Here is an 18858-nt window from a genome sequence, read left to right as displayed (position 1 = left end):
AATCATTATAGCTTTAATTGGTTTGATAAGTGCAGGAGTAGGTACAGAATTAGCAATTGGCGTTGCAATGTTTTTTGCAGCAGCAGGGCTTTTAGCCGTTGCTTTAGTAACATTGAAAAAAGTATTTTCATTTTTATTACCATCATAAATTAAAAAACTGATGGTATTTAAAAACCAGCTTTGTTATCTGGTTCAATTTTTTGCGCCTGTCTTTTATTCTTCCTCCTTTCTATCTAACCAAAAAAAACAACGCACATAATACGTTGATTTCCTGTATTTTTCTCCTAAAAGATCTACTTTAAGCAAGTCTTAGGAAACTGTGTGTGAATCTGATATAAACCTTCACTCTTATCTTCATCAATCTTAAAAACAGCTTCAAAAATTGGCTCTTTTTTCGATTTATTAAGCTTTTTAGGTTTTTCAAAGATAGATACTCGTTTACCATCAACCTTTATTCCACCTGATCTTTTAAAGATACTGAAAGTAAATTCATCATTACCTTCATCTTTAAGCTGATACATCATACCAGAACGCCCAGAGGCATTATCTTTTTCACTGTAGAAACGATAAGAACCATCTATATTTTCTAAATCATAAGCAGAAATCAACATCGTCTTTCCAAAACCTTCATTGAAAATCACACCAAAATTACCATCTGGTTTGAAATAGATAGACTTATACTTAAGTTTTTCTGAACCTTCTTTTTTAAGATATTTGCCGTTAAGTTCGCTCTTACCCACGATTGCAATATTTTCACTGTAGTCTTGAACACATTCATCCGAGTACAAACTTAAATCTAATCCTTGTGCTTGAACAGTGCCAGCTAAGGCACTAATCAAAGCGATTGTTATAACTTTTACTTTCATATCATTATTCTCCTTTACGTATATTTTTATCATATCTGGCCTAGATGAAAATGCAAATTACACTCCTAAGAATTTTCTAGATTTTTGCATCATTGATTTTGGATCTTCACCAATGTTTTTGTATTCAGATTTCTGTTTTGAATTAAAATGATTGAATGTAATATATATTAAAAAGATAAATACAATTGCATAAACGAACTGTAAGACAACATAAATCCATAAAAGAGATATTGCTGTAAAAATATTATTATAAGCATTTAGTATCCATATGTTATCTATGATTTCTTGCATTATCGCTGTAAATATTGAAGTTCCTGCAATTGGTAATATGATTGATGCTGGAATCGTACTTGCGTTAATGTAAAGTTCATTTACTTCATCACCTAAAGAAACAGTTTCAAATTTCGCATAAAACACTGCAAAGAATTTGATAAATACTCTGATTACCTTACTTGCAAGCATTGGAAACCACATTGCAAATATTATTGTGAAAAGTACAATTAAGATAATGTATTCCATAAAGGAAACAAATATAAGAAGAACTCCGAGTGTTTCAATCTTTGCCACTTTCTTAATCGGCTTTCCTTCTTTTATCAATTTTTGTTTAACACTACTTGCTGAGAATTTTAAAGCTGTTCCTGCTACAAACGTTGTTGCTTTGTGGTTTTGTAGTGAAGCAATAACATTTGAATGAACTACATAATCTTCACCTTTATACATTCCATTGAAAAGTTTTGGATCAGTAACCCACGTATAATCTCTTAACATTTGAGAAGCAAAACTATTTGCATTATCAAAAAATGGTTGTATTTGAGTATTTAAATAAGTGAAATAATCATCGACTGATTCTATGTGATTGTAATGAGTAACATCATCACCAGTATGAGAACCACTATTAAAATTAATCTTATGAGGTGCGCTTGACGTAATTTCTATAAGACGATCATTAATGGCTGAAGTGTATCCCTCATCTTTATTATCAACTGTCATCGTCTTAATGGCTTGATCGAATAAAGATGTTAGATACAACTCACTATCTGCTTGGGGTTGATTTACAATCATTAGTTCAGATTCAAGAATTGCTGAATAATCGAGAACAAATTCCTCAACAATATGAGAAAACATTGTTTCAAATTCTTCCAAGGTCGGGACTGATTCCGTATCAATGTACAAAATTCCTAATTCATCATAATCACGACAGTAAGTCTTGTACTCGTTTTTTTCTAAATCTTTATCTTGTAATTCTTTACACTTAACTTCATGAAAAGTTTTCGTTAATTCAGAAATTTGCTTGGAATATTCATTTAGCAAAGTAGGTACTAATGGGCTTTTACCGTGAAAATATTGAGAACCACAGTCAACCATATTACCATCGAAAAGATTAGAGCAATGAGCTACAGCCGCAGAACTCAACATTCGATTACCTAAGTCAGAAATGGTTTTATGTTTGTTCATTTTTTCAAATTCTAAGATGCAATCGAGTAATCGATCAGAGATTTCGACTCGTTCTGGCACATAATCTTCTGGCCTATAATCTTCTGGCCTATATATGATAGGAATATCTACTATTATTTCGCTTGGGCTGTATGAACTCATCGCTTCCGTTTTATAAGCAATTGAACACATTTCTGTGTTTACCATAGATCTTGATACACCTAAGATTTTGTTTGCGATTGTAGATTTGTTGGCATCAATAGCACGTTGTTTTGCTATAGTAGACTGTTCTTTAAGTTTATTATTGACTTCGAATGGAAGTAATATGCTTTTCTGGATGACTTTATAACCACGACCTAGTACATCTTCACTCATATCAGTATTTGTTACAGTAGTAAAAAATAGTAAAGCTAAAACACCTCTTATGATCGTATCAATAAGTTTCTTTTGTTTCTTTTCTCTGATCTTAGGGTTTAAAGTTTCATAGAGTTTGAATGCAAGCACAAAAGAAAGAATTACAACATTGAAATACATTAGAAAATCGTTTGCTGCTTTTAAATCACTAGGAAGCTCATCAAGAACTTGAAAATTCAACTCATTTTGTTCTGTATTTTTATTTAATTCAGTTTCTATACAGTCTTGTGCATCTTCTACGATTGATTGAATATTTGTATCGGAAGAATAATTACAGCTACCGATACGAGCTGCATCTTCGTATGCATAAGTTGATATGCTGAAGAGTAAGGTAAGTATTATAATAATTTTATTCATGTAGTATTCCTTTGTTATATAATCAGGATTACCACACCTTTAAAATATTTCAATTTAGGTATAATTTAAGCAAAAAAAAAGACCGTGAATACAGTCTTTTTAATTTCAATAACTACGTAAAATTTTTAATCCTTTTTACCATTTCTAGGATTGTTTCTATTCACATTATCAAGTAAATCACTTAAATCTTTCTTCTCTTTATCAGATCTTACTCTATAAGATGTTTCGTGCTTCCATCTAGGAGCTTTTAAATCGTCATTAGAGTCTTTAGAATACTTAGTATCAGCTTTGATAGGCGTTTCTGATTCATGACTAACTTTAGTGTTTACTGATTTATGTTGCTGAATATTGCTCTTCATAGCTTTCTTTTTCTTTTCTAAATTTCTTTGCCCCATATTTTTCATAGAACGTGTCGGTGCATTCGCAGCTTTACCAATATTGTCTTTAACATCATGTAGTAGATAACCTCCAACAGCGGCAGCCGTAGCATCAGATGATTCTCTACTGGTTGGGGCTTCCGTTTCAAAGATTTTATGAACATAGTCTTTAGTATCAGATAGAACAGATGGTATGAACTTAAGACAGTAATAAATCATAGCTAGTGCTAATGCGATTACTATTCCAATTTGAACAAAGATGATAGTTTCAACGTCAAAATACTTTATGAATAAATCATAAATCGCACCAGCATAAGACGCAGTAAGAAAATGGAAGAATAGAGCTGTTAACAGCAACAGTACCAAAATGCTTATACAAAAGGATTTTAGTAACTTAACAGATTTATCGAAATTCATCAGTTTATCTAAAGCATCTTCTTCATCATAGTTTGTAACCAATACGATTATGTTTCTAATCATTAATAAAACAGTTAATGGTATGAAAACAAGTAGAAAAACAAAACCGATCAAAGGAAGTAAGAAAAATACATATAAATCACCGACCGAAGGAAGTAATGAACTTACTTTCAAACCGACTGTGATTGCGCCAGTAAGTGCTAGAGAAGGTGTAACGATTGTATTATCAATTGCATCAGCCCCGTACATGATTGCACATATACCTTGGCCAACAAGACCACCTTTGCTCATTTTCATTCCACCGCCAACATCAACAGATGTTAAATCACAAATTTCAGCTCCTGCGGTTGCTCCTGTTTTAAATGCAGCAAGGTAAATTGTCGCTTGCAAAAATTGCTGCGTTAGACCTGAAACAAGCTGTGGAGTATTTGCTTTGCATTTTGTACCTGTAGAATCATACACTGGACACTTTGGCCTAAGCATTTCGGCTATATTACCTTTTGCTTCTAACTTACGTTCAATCTCCAACTCATCTAACGCATAACCTGTATCTTTAAAGTATTCACTCAAATCATAATGATTTAAGCCTTTCGATATGATGATTGAATCCAAATCTTGTTGTTCTACATTCTGATAGAACTTTTCAAAGTTGAAGTATACTTGAGGCTTGCTTGTCTCTTGATATAGATTGTCTGAAGCAAAATCAGCATAGAAACTATCTGCAACAGTGTTAAATGATTGCATAAGTTTTTGTTTCAAGTCAGTGAAGACCAGGTGTGTATCAACCGTAGATTGAAATGATGTATCTAACGTGTTTAAGAAATCGACAAGCAATTCATCATTTAAATCTGGTTTATCAAGAATCAACTTGGTACTTGCATTGTCCATCGCTGTTAACCACAACATCACAGCTCTGTTGCGTTGCTCAATTTCTTTTTCTAAAGATTTAAGGTCTTTAGGATTCGCACCTGCAACTAATTTATCACCGACAAATTTAAAACAATGTGTTTCTGATTGCCCTCCAAAAGTACCAAGAGTGTGAAGTGGTTCATCAGTGTAAGAGTTGTAAAGTGTTGCATATTCATTTCTGTCATTAAAACGATTACCCGAACCATTATAACCATCAGTTCTTATACAATCTTTCTCTAATGCCATTCGACTTGTCTCATCAACAAAGTCGAACAAGTAGTAGTATCCAGTCTCGTATTTATCGCTAATATAATCAATCTCAGAACCATTGTTAGGTTTGTACCCTGCTAATGTAGCTGATTTGAATTGTTGAGCTGCAACGGCTGATAAAGTGATTTGGTCGATTGAAGACATTCCTTCAATTGAGAAATTAAAAATATCACCCATTCTCATTGTATGACTAGCCTCAAGCGTTTTGTAACTTGATGTTTCTTGTGGATCGCTATTATTTGCATCGGCATCAGCATCTTTGATTGCAGCTAATGCAAGTAGTAATTGAGATTCAACCAACTGAACATTTTCAGATGCAACTTCAGAAACTTTTTCTAATAGTAAATTTGCTTTACCTACTTTTTTATCGAATGCCACTTTAGCTTTTTGAACTATATTCAAGTCAGCAGCCATATCAGGTTCAATCAACCCTTCAAGAAATCTTGTGATTGTTATGGGAGTTTTAGAATGATTAAATGCGGTAATGACTTCTTTACCAAAATGATCAGAACAGTTCCACTCGCTTGTATCACCACCAGAATGCATTTCACCAACGACAGGAATGTAAGAAAAATCAAGGTTCATAATATGAAGCTTGAAGTCTGAATCAGTTTCAGCTCTATCAAGTTGCTCACAATGTTTTCTGTAATTGTTGTACTCTTCAAATGTTGGTAAATTTGTGTTTTCTTCGTCACCCATTACTGTTGCATCGAGTTCTAAGCGTTTACCGAACAAAGACCTTCTTAAGTGTTGTTTAGTCGCTTCATTTTTTACTGAAGTCATTTGTACGGATGCATATAGAAGAGCGTTGTTTTGATTTAATGCAGGAGCAATATCTTTAAAGTTGGCATTACGGACAGCTTCAAAATCATCAAAGGCTGCATTCTGTAAACTGATGTAATTCATCCAGCCATCGAGCCAAACAAAAATGAATGTGAGTACATATCCAAAGTTATAAATCAAAGAACAAAGCAATGCACTGAATACCAAATGCAAGCTACCTTTCATCGTTTCTTTTTTTATAAAAGAAACGAGTGATACGATAGTAAAAAAGATTGCAACTAACGCAGAGAAGATCACTGTACACCATTGAATAAATGTTTGGTTGTGATTTTCTTCTGGCACAGCATCTTCTATTTCTTGATACCTGTGCGTTCCGTTTATAAGGTATCCTTTTATATATCTAACATTGTCTTTAGTTGCAAAGGCTTCAATGTTATCAATAACCTTATTTGCATTAGTAACATAAGAACATGGCATAAAAGAACTGTAATTGCCTAAATCAATTTTATTGAAGTTGTGTATCTTTTGGGTGAGTTGTGAAGCAGGTACACAATCTTTTATCTCCCCAGAATCAGCGTTAGCGTTTGTCGTTAATAACATTAGCGACATAAATATAATTATTATATGTTTCAAAATAATATCTCCTTGATGATAATATCAAATAGAACATATAAATAGGCATTTACAAGAAACGGAAAACTTCAACTAAAAGTTTTACTTTAAATAACGCAAAAGATAGATTTCATACTCTGAAATATTTTTATGCTAAACGATGATTTTTTCTATCACCTTAAAGATCAGGAAAAATACATAATCAAAAGATAAAGTTATAAACCTCAGATTTCTCGAAATCTGAATAACTCCGAAGATTACATATAAAAGATTTTTAGGAAATAATTGCAAGACAACACTTTCCTACTCTATAAAAACAGAGAGTAGCTTCGCCCCTCTATATTTTTTTATTCGTTTCAAGTGAATTAAAGTAATAAAAATATCTTTCCAAATCACTACGTAATTTTCCCTGTATATTTATTATTATTTACTCCCTTCGGTCGGTATTAGGTTCTTTTTCTTTCTTTCTTCTATATGCATTATTTGACCTTTTCCTGTTTTGTGATTACTTAGATATTAGGTATTTAGAACAAATCATATTAAAAACATAGGAGATAAAAATATGAAGAAATTTAGCGCAGTAAAGACGCTTGTAAAAGTGTTTAAGGCAAAGTTAATCAAACCAGTACAGATGTACAAAAGAGATAAATACGAAGATATGAAAGAGCGAGTATTAATGCTATCTGTGATGATTGATTCTCAACCTGAAGATAAGAAACACATACCAGCAAACATCGTAGATTCTTTGATAAAGAGCGACTTCAACGAGTTCAACAAAACACTATCTGATGTGAAAGGGACCCAGGGAATTTCAACATCATCTAGCTTGTATCATCACTTCTTTTCAAAGTGTGAAGAGCTTGTAAGAAAGGACGAAGAGATGATTAAGAACAGCAGCACAGAAGCTGAAAAAAATGAAGCTATAGAAATTGATAAGCTACTTCAAACACTCAGGTTCAAGATTAGAAGCTTGCTTGATTGCTTAATCATAATTGAAATATTCTCGAAGCGTAGAAGTGAAGACGAGAAGCAAAAACTGTTAAACCACCTTAAGGCTTTTTCAACAAAACCAGTTGAAAAAGAACAGGTGTAATCTATGGCTAAATCCAAGAACAAAGCATTCAATTACTGGGCGAATCCGCACGAAGAAGCGTTATATAACGATTTGGTTAAGGAGCTAGGTTACAAAAAGAGAACAACTTTCTTTAAAGATTTTCTTCATGGTAAGCCTATCATTTTAACCTCTACGGATGCAGGGGATTACACAAATCAAGAACCGAAATTCAAACCTAACGCTGTACAGATTCAACAACTCGATAGTTATTTCATAAGCAACTACAGCGTTTCAGATGCTGAAGATATTGATCTTGATAGCTATAGGAAAATTGAGGATTTAGTAAAGCTCTTGAAGTCTATGAAAGCAACACATCATCAGTTGGTTGATGTGTGCTTAAAGCTACTGAACAAGACATTAGTTAAGTTTGATTTTGAGGTTGGTGCGCCTCAAATCATACCATTACCACAAGATAATGAACTGAAAAAATCTATACAAACTAGACTTAAAAATGCGAAAAGAAGAAAGGGAAAACGCAGTCAGCAAAAGGTTAACATTGGTGATTTAACGTATGTGGATGGACAAGTAAATTCACATCTAATGAACCAAAATCAGATTGATGTAAGTCCTATTGTTCAAGCTCTTTTAGATTCTATCGTAGCGATAGATACAGTGCAAAACGACAATGGGAACTCAGATTATCTTAATAGTAAAACTGAGCAACTAGAGAAAATGGTGAGAAGTATATCTAAGCCAAAAACGTTTTATTTCAATCATGATTTTATATTCGATAAGCTGAAAAACATTAACATTTATATTTACTCACACGATCCTGAAAACCTAAGTGTCATCACTCAATTCACAGCAAATATGAGCGAGTTAAACGCCAGTATTAAAGACTGTCATTTGAAGTTTAACAATGATAAATCCACTAAGAATGACAAGGTTAAATCTATCTATGAACTCAGGAAAGATCTTAAATCAATAGCTTTGAAACAGGGAGAGATGATAAGTAAGCATTGTAGTTAAGTTGATCAATGAAAATATTCGATTTGCCGAATTTTGTAAATTGTAATAATGCTTTTTTGTGATTTGAACGTTAACAGAATAAGTTCAAATCTATGGCTCTTGTGGCATAATAGGAGAAGAATCAACAAAAGCTCTGAGATAGGTTAACTAAATGAATAAAGTAAAGTTTTTGTCATCGTTCGTTAAAAGGACAGAAGGTGTTAAAGTTCCAGTCTCAATTGATATTGATTCTTCAGAAAAAAATGAAAATGAAGATTATCAAACATTATTAACGAGTATCAATAGCCTATTAGATTTTGACAATTTGATTGTTCTTGCTGGTTCGGGTACGTCATTAACTTTCACTAATATAGCGCCAAGTATGGGGCGATTGTGGGAAAAGTGTAAAGAACAAAATCCTGAACAGTTCGATATTGTGCTTAATTCTGTTCAGTATGATAAAAACCAAACTAAAAGAGATGATACAACTCAAGAGCCTTGGAATGATATCGAGTTACTACTTTCTTTGTGTGATCAGTATATAGCTTTATTTCCTGATGAAGATGATACTACCCAACTTGTTTCTTTTTTAGAGCAGTCAAAGAAAGTTATCTTAGATCAAACAAACTTTACCGATGCTATTGATTCAAATGATTGGGCTACACATGATAAGTTTATCAGAATTTTAGGGCGAAGAAGTCCTAAGCAACAACGACTCAAATTATTCACTACCAACTATGATTTAGCTTTCGAACATTCTGCTGCTAACACTGGTTTTGTTGTTGTTGATGGTTTTGAATTTTCATCACCAAGCTACTTTAATCCTGCATGGTATCGTTATGATATAGTTGATCGAAGTGGACAATCCAAAAGCACAAGCTCTTACATTCCTAATGTACTTCACTTGTACAAGATGCATGGTTCTGTTAATTGGACCCGTGAACATGGGCGAGTAAAAAAAGTCGATTATAAAGCGACTATAGATGAACCTGTTTTTATTTACCCCAGTAGTTCTAAGTATCAAACGTCTTATGATTCTCCATATTTGGATATGATGTCTTCGTTTCTTAATAGCCTTCAGCAACCTAAAACTGCATTGGTATGTTTAGGCTTTGGATTTAATGATAAGCACATCAACAATGCAGTTACGATGGCACTCAGGACTAATGCTGAGTTTAATCTACTTGTTGCAACAAAAGATCCATTTAGTGAAAGTGGTTCATTTAATAAAGATATTAGAAATCTATTGGATTCTGCTATCCAACATGGCGATAGAAGAATTTCCATCATTGATGGAACTTTTGATCAATTTTCTAACTTGTTACAAGAGCGAAGAAAAGAAACGCCAGAAGAGAAACTTTTCAAAACCTTTGAGTCATTGGCTGAAAATATGACAATGAAGAAGGTTGATAGTCATGAGTTCTAACGATTGGTTTACACCTTATGATCCCAATCGAAGAATTGGTAGTGCTATCAATATTTCGCCAGCAGAGATCACTGCAAATTTATCTGACGCAGGAGCTGGTGAAGCAAAGTGGTATTTGGGAGATCGTATTGCAGCAGGAGAAGTTAATGAATTTGTTTTCCTTGATTGTGGTCAAACAGCAGTATTAGGACGGTTAGTACAAGTTTGGCTAGATGGTGCAGAAAGACTCTCTGTAGATGCAATATCTATTGAGAATGGATTTAATAATCCTATTGGTGTTATTCAGTTATTGACAAGTGTTAATTCCGCTACAGGGGCAGTATACCGTGGCATCAAAAATCATCCGAGGTTGGGTAGCCAAATCTATTCTGCTCATCCCAAGTTAATATCTATTTTGGCTGAAGGCGATTCTAAAGAAAATGATATAAAGTTAGATATAGCAGAACTACCGTATGATTCAACAGTGAACATTGCAGTAACTCCAGATAAACTTTTTGCAAGACACTGTGCCGTTTTAGGTGCTACTGGTGGCGGTAAAAGTTATTCAATCTCTAGATTGATACAAGAAGTGCAACGACATGGAGGAAAAGCATTAATATTAGATCCTACAGGTGAGTATTCGGATTTAGACTGTGAGACTTATTATGTAGGTTGTCATGAAAAGGCTAACGCTAATAATTCAGTTTCTTTCCCTCACTGGAAGCTACCAGAATCTGATATTTTTGCTTTTTTACGTCCATCAGCGCAAACACAAACCCCTAAGCTAAGTTCTGCTATTTTAAGTCAACGAATTGTTCGTAGGTACTATAGTAGCTATGGCGAGATAAGAGTAAATGAAAATCATATTTTAGTTAAATCGGGTCAAAAAAAAGAATGCGTTAATAATGCATTGAACTTCATTGATAAAGATCCAAATTCTAAAAGGTGGTGCTTTAAACATTTAGCAGATCAAATTGTACAAGAGTGTGTTTGGCCAACAGGTAAAAAAGCTGGTAAGTACCCACAAGAAATTGATGAGTCAATATGGGGGGGGGCTTCAGATAGTGAGCTTGGATATTGTATGAGCCTTATATCGAGAATAAAAGCTTATTCAGAAAATCCGCATTTGAAATGGTTAATTGATCCTGAAGATGGGAAAGATATCCCATCTCTTCTTAATAAATTTAGTGATTCTAACTCTCCAAATAAAATTTTAAGATTAGACTTATCAGCCGTCCCTTTTGAGGCAAATGGTCGTGAAATTCTAGTTAATGCTATCGGTCGAAAATTGATGGATTTAGCGAGAAATAGGAACATTAATTATAATAATCCGATGTTAGTATTTATAGATGAAGCGCACCAGTTTCTAAATAAAACAATTGGAGATGAGGCAAGCTCGATAAAATTAGATTCATTTGGAAATATAGCAAAAGAAGGGCGTAAATATGGTTTGAATGTTGTAATTGCAACGCAACGTCCAAGAGATATACCTGAAGATGTATTAAGTCAGATTGGTTCTTTGATTGTTCACAGGCTGACTAATTACCATGATCAAGAGGTTGTGAAAAGAGCCGTAGGTACAATGGATCAACGTTCTGCATCATTTTTACCAACACTAAGTCAAGGTGAAGCATTGTTGTTAGGGATTGATTTCCCTTTTCCAATGACAGTCAAAATGAAAAAGCCAACGATTAAACCTACATCAAAAAGTGCAGATTACTCAATAGCTTGGAAACGAAAATCAATTATCAAGAGTGAAATAGCAGAATATCTTGAAATTCCAGATGAATATGCAGATGAATTTGATAGTTTGGACATTGAATATTTACAAGATGAAGGGTCTTCAGGTGAAATGGTTTACAGTCATTACTTTGAAGTGCCTCAAGGAATTTCTCAAGAATTACTTGATTTAATGGATTGGACTATTGGAAAAATAATTAGGGACATACCTGAAAATATTTTCGATGAGGAAGGTTCAAGTGAATCAGCATATAGCTCTGTGTAGCTTGTAAATAGACTGTTCAACAGTATATTCGAATAATTTTTCTTTTCCACGATTAATCGAATGTTAAATTTAAAGGAATTCCATGCAACAAGTATTAAAAGATACGATTGATTTTTCAACTGATAAGGCCGTTTTATTCCAGTTCGAATCGAGAAGTAAGCTAGCAGCGTATAGTATGGGGATCTACTGTACGTTGATTGAGTTTTCCGATTCTTTTTGTACATTAATAGCCCATCAAAACTATACAGGTTCTCTATCTATATATCGTTCATTTATTGAAAACTATGTTGATTTGAAAAACCTAGAATTAAATGGACTTTATGTTAATCAACTAGATCATGCTAGCTATGTGCAAAATCAACGGATATTAATAGCTGCTAAAAGTGGCAATGATTATCTAAAATCTATGGCTGGGTATGCAGATGATAAACTTCCTAAAATAAAAAAGGAAATCCAACGGTTAAAAGACAATAAAGAGTTCAAAATATGTGGTTCTATAAAGGATAAGTTTTATTTAGCTGGCATGGAGCAAGAGCATGGTGGTTTATATCCAACGTTATGTGCGGAATCGCATTGCAGTCTAGAAGCGATAATTGCAAGACACTTTGAATTTGATTCTAGTAATAATAAGGTGAATCTAGTAATCCATAATAAAGATATAGGTTCTAATTACGAATATTATATATCTAATATGGCTAATTATTTGATTACTGCTGGAATACTTGTTGCAAATATATTAGAAGGTCAGCAACTAGATGAGTTTATTATAAAAAAAGAGGAAATTCTCTCTGCATTGAAATAAACATTAATAATAAGTGCTTTAAACAGAAAAAGCAGTTTGCTACTTTGGAGTTACCAATGGAACTAGATTCTTCATTTGTTATGAATGGAATAATATTAATTACCTCTGATAGAAAAAATGATGGAGGTAATACTCGGCGACTTGATGAAGAACTACAGGGGATTACCACTAATGAAGACTTTATATATTGGCATGAAGAAATCCCAAGTAAACATCATTTCATTATGTATATGGAGGAAGTTAAACGACTAGTTAAAGATGAAGGATTTAGACCTATATTACATTTTCATATGCATGGTGGAAAAGAACTTGGTCTAGAAATAGGTGTTTCAAATGAGTTCATTAGTTGGTCTGAATTATCAGAAATACTACGTGAGATTAATATCCTACTTAAAAATGATTTATGTGTAGTTTCAACTGCTTGTCATGCTTACAACTTAATATCAGAAATAACTATTACAAAACCAGTTCCTTACTTTTGCTTGATCGCTGCATTGGACACCGTTAGCTTTGGCTATATTGATGATAATGCATCTAAATTCTACAGAAAGTTATTTGTGAGTGGTAGCCTCAGAGCTGCTTACACAGATATTAATGATATGTTTGAGTATTTTCATAGTGAAAAATTACTTATAGTTACTTTAGCAAAGTATATTATACTAAAATGTAAAGGTAAGGAAAAAGATAAAAGAAAAGAAGCTTTATTAACCTCTGCTATTGAATCTGGAATGCCTAATGATCCTGCATCGTTAAAAGAATTAAGACTAATAATAAAAGAGCACATAAAGCCAGAACAAGCCCTTTTAACTAGGTACATTGAACAATTTCTAGTAGGTAAATTAATAAGCATAACGATTGACGAAGTATTAGATCTTATTGAATCTCGCCATGCTTAAATAGTTATTTCAACAAGAAAATACCGTTCTCTGCTGTATTGAAATGCCTATTATACGTTTATTTATTAGGAACTATTATATAATAATTCGATCCGTACTGAGTAGATGGATCTATTTGTACACAAGGTTGATCATTGCAGGATGAAAATTTCCCATATTTCTTCATTTCTGCGATATCTCTTTCTAAGGATACCTTTTCAGCCCTTAACTTATAAATATCTTCAATTGTGGGAATATTTCTAATAAACATAAACCACAATAAAGCACCTGACATTATGAAGAAAACAAAAAACATAAGTCCTACTTTTAGTATTGAAAACTTCGCTATTTTTTCGAACTGTTTTGTAGCTACATTTGCTTTTTCGTTTACCTCATTCAAATCTAAAAGCACTTTATCAGCTATAAATTTAGCGGACTTGTTGCTGGATTTAATCATTTCTCTAGAAATTTTAATCTCTATATTTTCAGCGGTTTTTTCCAAGTCATTTGATTTTTCATCAAGATCTTTAATTGCAATCTGAAGTTCAGCTTGATTTCTTTCACTCGCTTTTAAAAGGTTAAATGAAGAGTCTACTAGGCAATTAAACTTTTCCATTTATCTAGATCTCCCCCTAGAAAAACTCCGACCCTGTTTATGCTCTTTTTTCTGGTTCTTTTCCATTACAGAATCGAACTCTTGAGTGACTTGCAAAACGTAATCCTTATGTTGTAATCTCAGTTGCATTATATCTGCAAATTGTAGGTATCGAACTCCTTCTTGACCAACTGAAACAATTAAACCTCCTGTACCTATCTTTCCACTGCCTTGACAAGTAGACACCATTGCAAGGTATGCTTTAAGTTTGGAGGGCGCTATAGTGCTTTGAGGAGCTACTACTGATTGAGTAATACTTTCAATGAATGATTCAATAGTATGGGTAGATTTATCACCAGAAAAAGCATTTAAATATGGGGTGATATTATTTAAACAGGACTCTTTAAATGGCTCTGTTTCAACATACCAATGAATTTCTTTAGATATACGTTGAAGTTCTTCGTTATTTCCAATTTGAATAGTGAGCTGTTCACACCTATCTTTTTCTTTGGTAAGTGAACTTGCTTTGTTTTTAAACTCAATTAGCCTTACAACACCAGGAAACTCTAATAGCATATCTCCAAGCTCTTTATCTGCTGGGGTCTGCTGTAATAGGTTTATAACTGATAACTGTCTCTTTTCTAATGTTGCATGTCCAATTGAGTGGCCTAAGCCATATAAAAAATTACCAATAACTACATTTTCATAAAGTTTCAATATAAGGTCTCCATATCTAAGTGTAACGGCTTTCTAAGCGGAATGTAGCCAAGTCGTTTAAAGTTCAGTTGTTATGCATGTTGCGGACTATAAATGACATTAGAGCTTTCTAGCTCATCTAATGATAATTCGAATCTCATATTCTTCTTAAAAAGAGAATGATTGTTAACTTCATCTTGAAGTAATTTGATATTTAATCGCCGATTAAAAAAGTTAACTTTTTGAGTCTCATGGAGAAAATTTAAAAAGCTGTCTAGGTCATTAGTATCAACATTTCTTTCAATTCGCCCTCTAATCTTTTGATTAAACATCTCGTCAAATATTGGATTACAAATACTTACAGCATTAACAATATTCCAAATATAATCCAACTTTGCATCATGAACAAATGTACAAGACCACTGATAGACATTGATTAGCTCGTGATTTTCATATAAAAAACAGTCTTCATGTTTAATCAAAAACTTTATGACTTTACTCGTTGGAAAAGGACATTCTTTATTGTTTTTTAAAGAGAAGCATGTTTGATAACCAATTATAGTTTTAACTTTATTCTCAATTGCAAGACGTAATATAAATGGAATCTGATAAAAATCGAATCCTTCAGATTCTGCTTCTCTATGGTTAGTAAAACTTGATGAAATTAACTTTTTTTTTGCTAAGTGAAATAATGCACTAGGATTAAAAACCTCTTGACCATAAGAACGTATCCCATTTAAATGAATATTATTCTTGGTTGCAAAGCGATACATATCTTTAACGTGTAAATTAATTAATTGATTAATATCCTCTTCAGCTAAATCAACGCTCATTAACCTAGGTTGTTCATGGCTTAAAACCCCTTTGAATATTGAATTAACCAGAGTTGCAACATTCTTTGGCTCGTTTAATTTACCTATCTTTCGAAAATATTTATCATCATCAGTTGTATTGGTATAAGTTTGTAACTCTTCTATTAAACACTTTAACTCATCTAGATTTCTCATAAACACCTGCTGTGTAATACGTTATTTTTATTTCCTTGTAACTCAGTAATTTTTACAGCTCTTTCACACTCCCATTGTTCAACAGGATACATCTTGTCCCAAGCGTTCATTAGTTGTCGTTGTGATTTGCTCATACTGTAACGGCTATACGTGGATTCCATATAAAGATAAGTTCGAGCGATACGACCTCTTGCGCTTTCTGGTGGTTCTGCTTTACGATTTTCAATCTTCATAGCACAAGAACCAAAGTCGCTTTTTTCATCGGGTAGCATCGTGAAGTTGTAGTTGCTTCTTAAAGCGTTCACAGCACCAATAGCAGGGTATAAGTTAAACATATCAGATTGCATATACCGATATTCTTTATTCACCTTCTCAGCGCATTTACGACCTTTAAAGTTCTTACCTTTGCTGTTTACGCATAGCTCATTACCTTCACGCCATTCCACAAATGTTCTACCAAAGTTTTCAGCAGGTACTACGTGTTCCCATTCTACTTTTTTAGCTCGCTTAACGTACTTGTCAGTATGAAAACCAGCAGGGGGAGTAATGATCTTTTTAGCATCAAATTTAGCACCACAGTATAAAGTAACCCTATGATCGACATACACATATCGTTCAAGTGTTTTCTTGGCTTTGCTGAATGAGTCAATGGTTTGGTTCGCAGCTAAAGACGATAAAGAAGTAAGTAGCAGTAGGGCAAAGATAGAAGAGGTTCGTTTTTTCATATGATAAGTCCGTTTGAAAAATACCTGTAGCCTAAATGAGTCAAGAAGAAGTTAAACTATAGTGGGCTATTTACCATCCATTGTTTAAAAGACTCATATATAACTATTTTAAAATTTCAAGTGTATTTTCTAGTAGTTAAAATAACGTTGAGTTGAGTATTGTACACGCTAATTGATGGTATACTATATTAATATCAACATCTTGTGCGATTGGAGTTAAATTTGTATCAGACGAAATATTTACCAATAAAAGAACTCAATGAACTTATCTTAAACTTTGATCAACACCAGCAGCATTATGATGATACGCCAATTTTCGATATTGTGTCTCACACAGAAGCTAACTATGTATCTGAACTACTGTTACAACTGAATTTGAAAAGTCCCAAGTTAACTCGTGATTTTGTAAAAAGATTACATGCAGGGGATGTTGCTTGGAAGACTCTAGATGGCTCTGAGCGGTTCATACCTCAAGACTTCGACTTTGAACTTCTTGAAGAACTAGGTATTATTTACTTTGAAAATGATTGGCTAAAAGTTAGCGCAAGGCTTCCTGATAGCCGCCATGATGAATACATACATGAAAGTGTTAAACCTTTATTGTTATTTTCTCGTTCATTAAAAGATATAATCTACTCAACAAATGAATTTAAACCGATAGAGTTTGGTATAGATAAAAGTGTTTATTCAAGTATTGTCCCTGATAATTACCAATTTAAAAAAATATCTCTCAATATTGAAGAAAAATCGGATTATTATAAGCTCGACTTTTCTTCAGATGATCGTGAGATTAGTAATCTAATATCTAATTATTATTGGAAAAAGGTTATCAACTCAAATAAGAAAGATTGTTTGTTAAAATCTCATAATGATATAAAAATTGCTTTTTCTGAATTAGTTTCTTTACCAAATGAAAAGGTACTAACATTAGAAGAAAGAAAAATATTTTCTGATATTTGTTTAGGTATTATTGAAAGTTCTACGTTGCTTAATTCATCATTCAAACAGTTTCAAAAAATATTACGATCACATAGGGATTTAGATTCAAATCTTATCGCAACAAGAACAAGTATTAGCATGAATTTCGGACCATTAGCGAATGAATCAAAAAGTAATAAAGATACTACTACACAAACCCCATTGGCTATTGATGATATTAGAAAGAATTACGACTTTAACATTAAAGACAAATTAAATGACAACATGGAACTAATTGATTTAGGTAACTATCTAGATCATTTGATGTTTCTAGATAGTGATATTACTTCTGCACTACTATTTATAGTAAAAAAAGACTTGTTCTTTGATTATCAGAAGGTCGTAAGCAGAAAAATAACAAAACTATTACTAAATAAATCTATTGAAAACCTGACTCTGAGGCACTACCTAATAAATGTAATTCCAATTTATCTAAACGATAATACTTACGATCTATATCTTCTATCAAGATCAAATGAATTTGAAATTGGAACGCTTAATATTATTAAAAAGATTAAAGCTAAGTATAACTCTAATGAAATTTCATTTTTAGAAACAAAATCAAATATATCTAGTGTATTAGCAGATACTATAATTCAAGTGTCAATTAGTGGGGGTAAGGAACACGAACTTGTATCATTTATGGTTTCTTTAGCTAAACATTATATTAGTGACTACCAAAATGATATTCAATTCGAGAGAGAATTGGTTGAGAATATTTTACAGAAACTAACAGTTGAAGAGTTTTTTAAAGTATCAGATGCTTTGATTGAAAAAATAGCAACTATTGATGTAAATGGTGTTTGGCCTAATTACACGCTCTACTTATTATTTTCATTTTCAAACGCAGCTTCAAATATGTATGGAAATAAATTAGAAGACATTAAATCAAAGCTAAGTGAGAAGATATTCCTTGAGTATGAAAGGTATTTTAAATTTAGTTTAAGTCATGATTCTCATTGTTTGAATTCAAAAGTATTCTATGACACTCTTAATTGGGGAGTATGTAATAAGGCTATTATCATAGATTGTTTTATAAATCTAAAACCTTCTGCAAGAGAATTAACTAATGGTTTTTACTTCGAAAGTAACTCAAATTCAATTTATTATATGCAATCGGTTAGATCTTATTTTCAAGTTCTGATTAACTTGCATTCTTTATCAAATGCAAATAAAAATAAAATTCAGAGTATATTACTAGATATTGTAAAAACTGTAGGGTTCAAATCTCCTGATGTTGCATTTCCTCTCTTTGTTAGTCACTTTTCG

14 protein-coding genes are annotated in these 18858 nt (G+C 32.7%); 7 read left to right on the top strand and 7 right to left on the bottom strand.

The window, feature by feature from the left end; all coding sequences use genetic code 11:
• Positions 1-293: 293 nt before the first annotated feature.
• The 3 genes from BT797_RS21710 to BT797_RS21700 all read right to left on the bottom strand — a co-directional run bounded on the left by BT797_RS21710 (position 294) and on the right by BT797_RS21700 (position 6460).
• A complete protein-coding gene (locus BT797_RS21710) occupies positions 294-866 on the bottom strand; it encodes a hypothetical protein (protein ID WP_075473505.1) in 573 nt (190 codons plus the stop codon).
• Positions 867-923: 57 nt separating this feature from the next.
• Entirely contained in the window at positions 924-3071 is a 2148-nt protein-coding gene (locus BT797_RS21705) for a hypothetical protein (RefSeq protein ID WP_075473504.1), read from the bottom strand.
• Positions 3072-3196: 125 nt separating this feature from the next.
• Entirely contained in the window at positions 3197-6460 is a 3264-nt protein-coding gene (locus BT797_RS21700) for a hypothetical protein (protein WP_139291716.1), read from the bottom strand.
• A 541-nt stretch (positions 6461-7001) separates the two neighbouring features.
• On the opposite strand from BT797_RS21700, the gene BT797_RS21695 reads away from it, so the two are divergent.
• From BT797_RS21695 to BT797_RS21670, 6 genes are all read left to right on the top strand, one after another.
• Positions 7002-7532, top strand: a complete 531-nt coding sequence (locus BT797_RS21695) for a hypothetical protein (protein ID WP_075473502.1) — start codon at positions 7002-7004, stop codon at positions 7530-7532.
• Positions 7533-7535: 3 nt separating this feature from the next.
• Positions 7536-8522 (top strand): hypothetical protein, encoded by a 987-nt coding sequence (locus tag BT797_RS21690; RefSeq protein WP_075473501.1) that lies wholly within the window; start codon positions 7536-7538, stop codon positions 8520-8522.
• A 151-nt stretch (positions 8523-8673) separates the two neighbouring features.
• On the top strand, positions 8674-9927 hold the full coding sequence (locus tag BT797_RS21685; protein WP_075473500.1) for an SIR2 family protein: 1254 nt from the start codon (positions 8674-8676) through the stop codon (positions 9925-9927).
• Entirely contained in the window at positions 9917-11911 is a 1995-nt protein-coding gene (locus BT797_RS21680; RefSeq protein WP_075473499.1) for an ATP-binding protein, read from the top strand. The genes BT797_RS21685 and BT797_RS21680 overlap by 11 nt, the downstream gene beginning before the upstream one ends.
• An 82-nt stretch (positions 11912-11993) precedes the next feature.
• Positions 11994-12713, top strand: a complete 720-nt coding sequence (locus BT797_RS21675) for a DUF5677 domain-containing protein (RefSeq protein ID WP_075473498.1) — start codon at positions 11994-11996, stop codon at positions 12711-12713.
• Positions 12714-12769: 56 nt separating this feature from the next.
• Positions 12770-13609 carry a hypothetical protein gene (locus BT797_RS21670; protein ID WP_075473497.1) on the top strand — a complete coding sequence of 280 codons (840 nt, stop codon included), beginning with the start codon at positions 12770-12772 and terminating at the stop codon, positions 13607-13609.
• A gap of 58 nt (positions 13610-13667) precedes the next feature.
• Here the strand turns inward: BT797_RS21670 and BT797_RS21665 are convergent, their stop codons facing one another.
• From BT797_RS21665 to BT797_RS21650, 4 genes are all read right to left on the bottom strand, one after another.
• A complete protein-coding gene (locus BT797_RS21665; RefSeq protein ID WP_075473496.1) occupies positions 13668-14204 on the bottom strand; it encodes a hypothetical protein in 537 nt (178 codons plus the stop codon).
• Positions 14205-14900, bottom strand: a complete 696-nt coding sequence (locus tag BT797_RS21660) for a hypothetical protein (RefSeq protein ID WP_075473495.1) — start codon at positions 14898-14900, stop codon at positions 14205-14207.
• Positions 14901-14971: 71 nt separating this feature from the next.
• The gene (locus tag BT797_RS21655) at positions 14972-15886 is read right to left on the bottom strand and encodes a hypothetical protein (RefSeq protein WP_075473494.1); all 915 of its coding nucleotides are present in this window, start codon (positions 15884-15886) and stop codon (positions 14972-14974) included.
• Positions 15883-16611, bottom strand: coding sequence for an endonuclease (locus BT797_RS21650; protein ID WP_075473493.1), 729 nt, complete (start codon positions 16609-16611; stop codon positions 15883-15885). Before BT797_RS21650 ends, BT797_RS21655 begins: the two co-directional genes overlap by 4 nt.
• A gap of 222 nt (positions 16612-16833) precedes the next feature.
• Here BT797_RS21650 and BT797_RS21645 point away from each other — a divergent pair.
• The coding region (locus BT797_RS21645) for a hypothetical protein (protein WP_217653264.1) at positions 16834-18858 on the top strand (2025 nt) is incomplete at its 3' end.

This window comes from Moritella viscosa, assembly GCF_900120065.1.
GTDB classification, from domain to species: domain Bacteria; phylum Pseudomonadota; class Gammaproteobacteria; order Enterobacterales; family Moritellaceae; genus Moritella; species Moritella viscosa.
This window is presented reverse-complemented; position numbering and strand designations above follow the sequence as displayed.

Coding starts and splice junctions, on each gene's coding strand:
- BT797_RS21710 (WP_075473505.1), bottom strand. CDS start 866: ATGAAAGTAAAAGTTATAACAATCGCTTTGATTAGTGCCTTAGCTGGC.
- BT797_RS21705 (WP_075473504.1), bottom strand. CDS start 3,071: ATGAATAAAATTATTATAATACTTACCTTACTCTTCAGCATATCAACT.
- BT797_RS21695 (WP_075473502.1), top strand. CDS start 7,002: ATGAAGAAATTTAGCGCAGTAAAGACGCTTGTAAAAGTGTTTAAGGCA.
- BT797_RS21690 (WP_075473501.1), top strand. CDS start 7,536: ATGGCTAAATCCAAGAACAAAGCATTCAATTACTGGGCGAATCCGCAC.
- BT797_RS21685 (WP_075473500.1), top strand. CDS start 8,674: ATGAATAAAGTAAAGTTTTTGTCATCGTTCGTTAAAAGGACAGAAGGT.
- BT797_RS21680 (WP_075473499.1), top strand. CDS start 9,917: ATGAGTTCTAACGATTGGTTTACACCTTATGATCCCAATCGAAGAATT.
- BT797_RS21675 (WP_075473498.1), top strand. CDS start 11,994: ATGCAACAAGTATTAAAAGATACGATTGATTTTTCAACTGATAAGGCC.
- BT797_RS21670 (WP_075473497.1), top strand. CDS start 12,770: ATGGAACTAGATTCTTCATTTGTTATGAATGGAATAATATTAATTACC.
- BT797_RS21665 (WP_075473496.1), bottom strand. CDS start 14,204: ATGGAAAAGTTTAATTGCCTAGTAGACTCTTCATTTAACCTTTTAAAA.
- BT797_RS21655 (WP_075473494.1), bottom strand. CDS start 15,886: ATGAGAAATCTAGATGAGTTAAAGTGTTTAATAGAAGAGTTACAAACT.
- BT797_RS21650 (WP_075473493.1), bottom strand. CDS start 16,611: ATGAAAAAACGAACCTCTTCTATCTTTGCCCTACTGCTACTTACTTCT.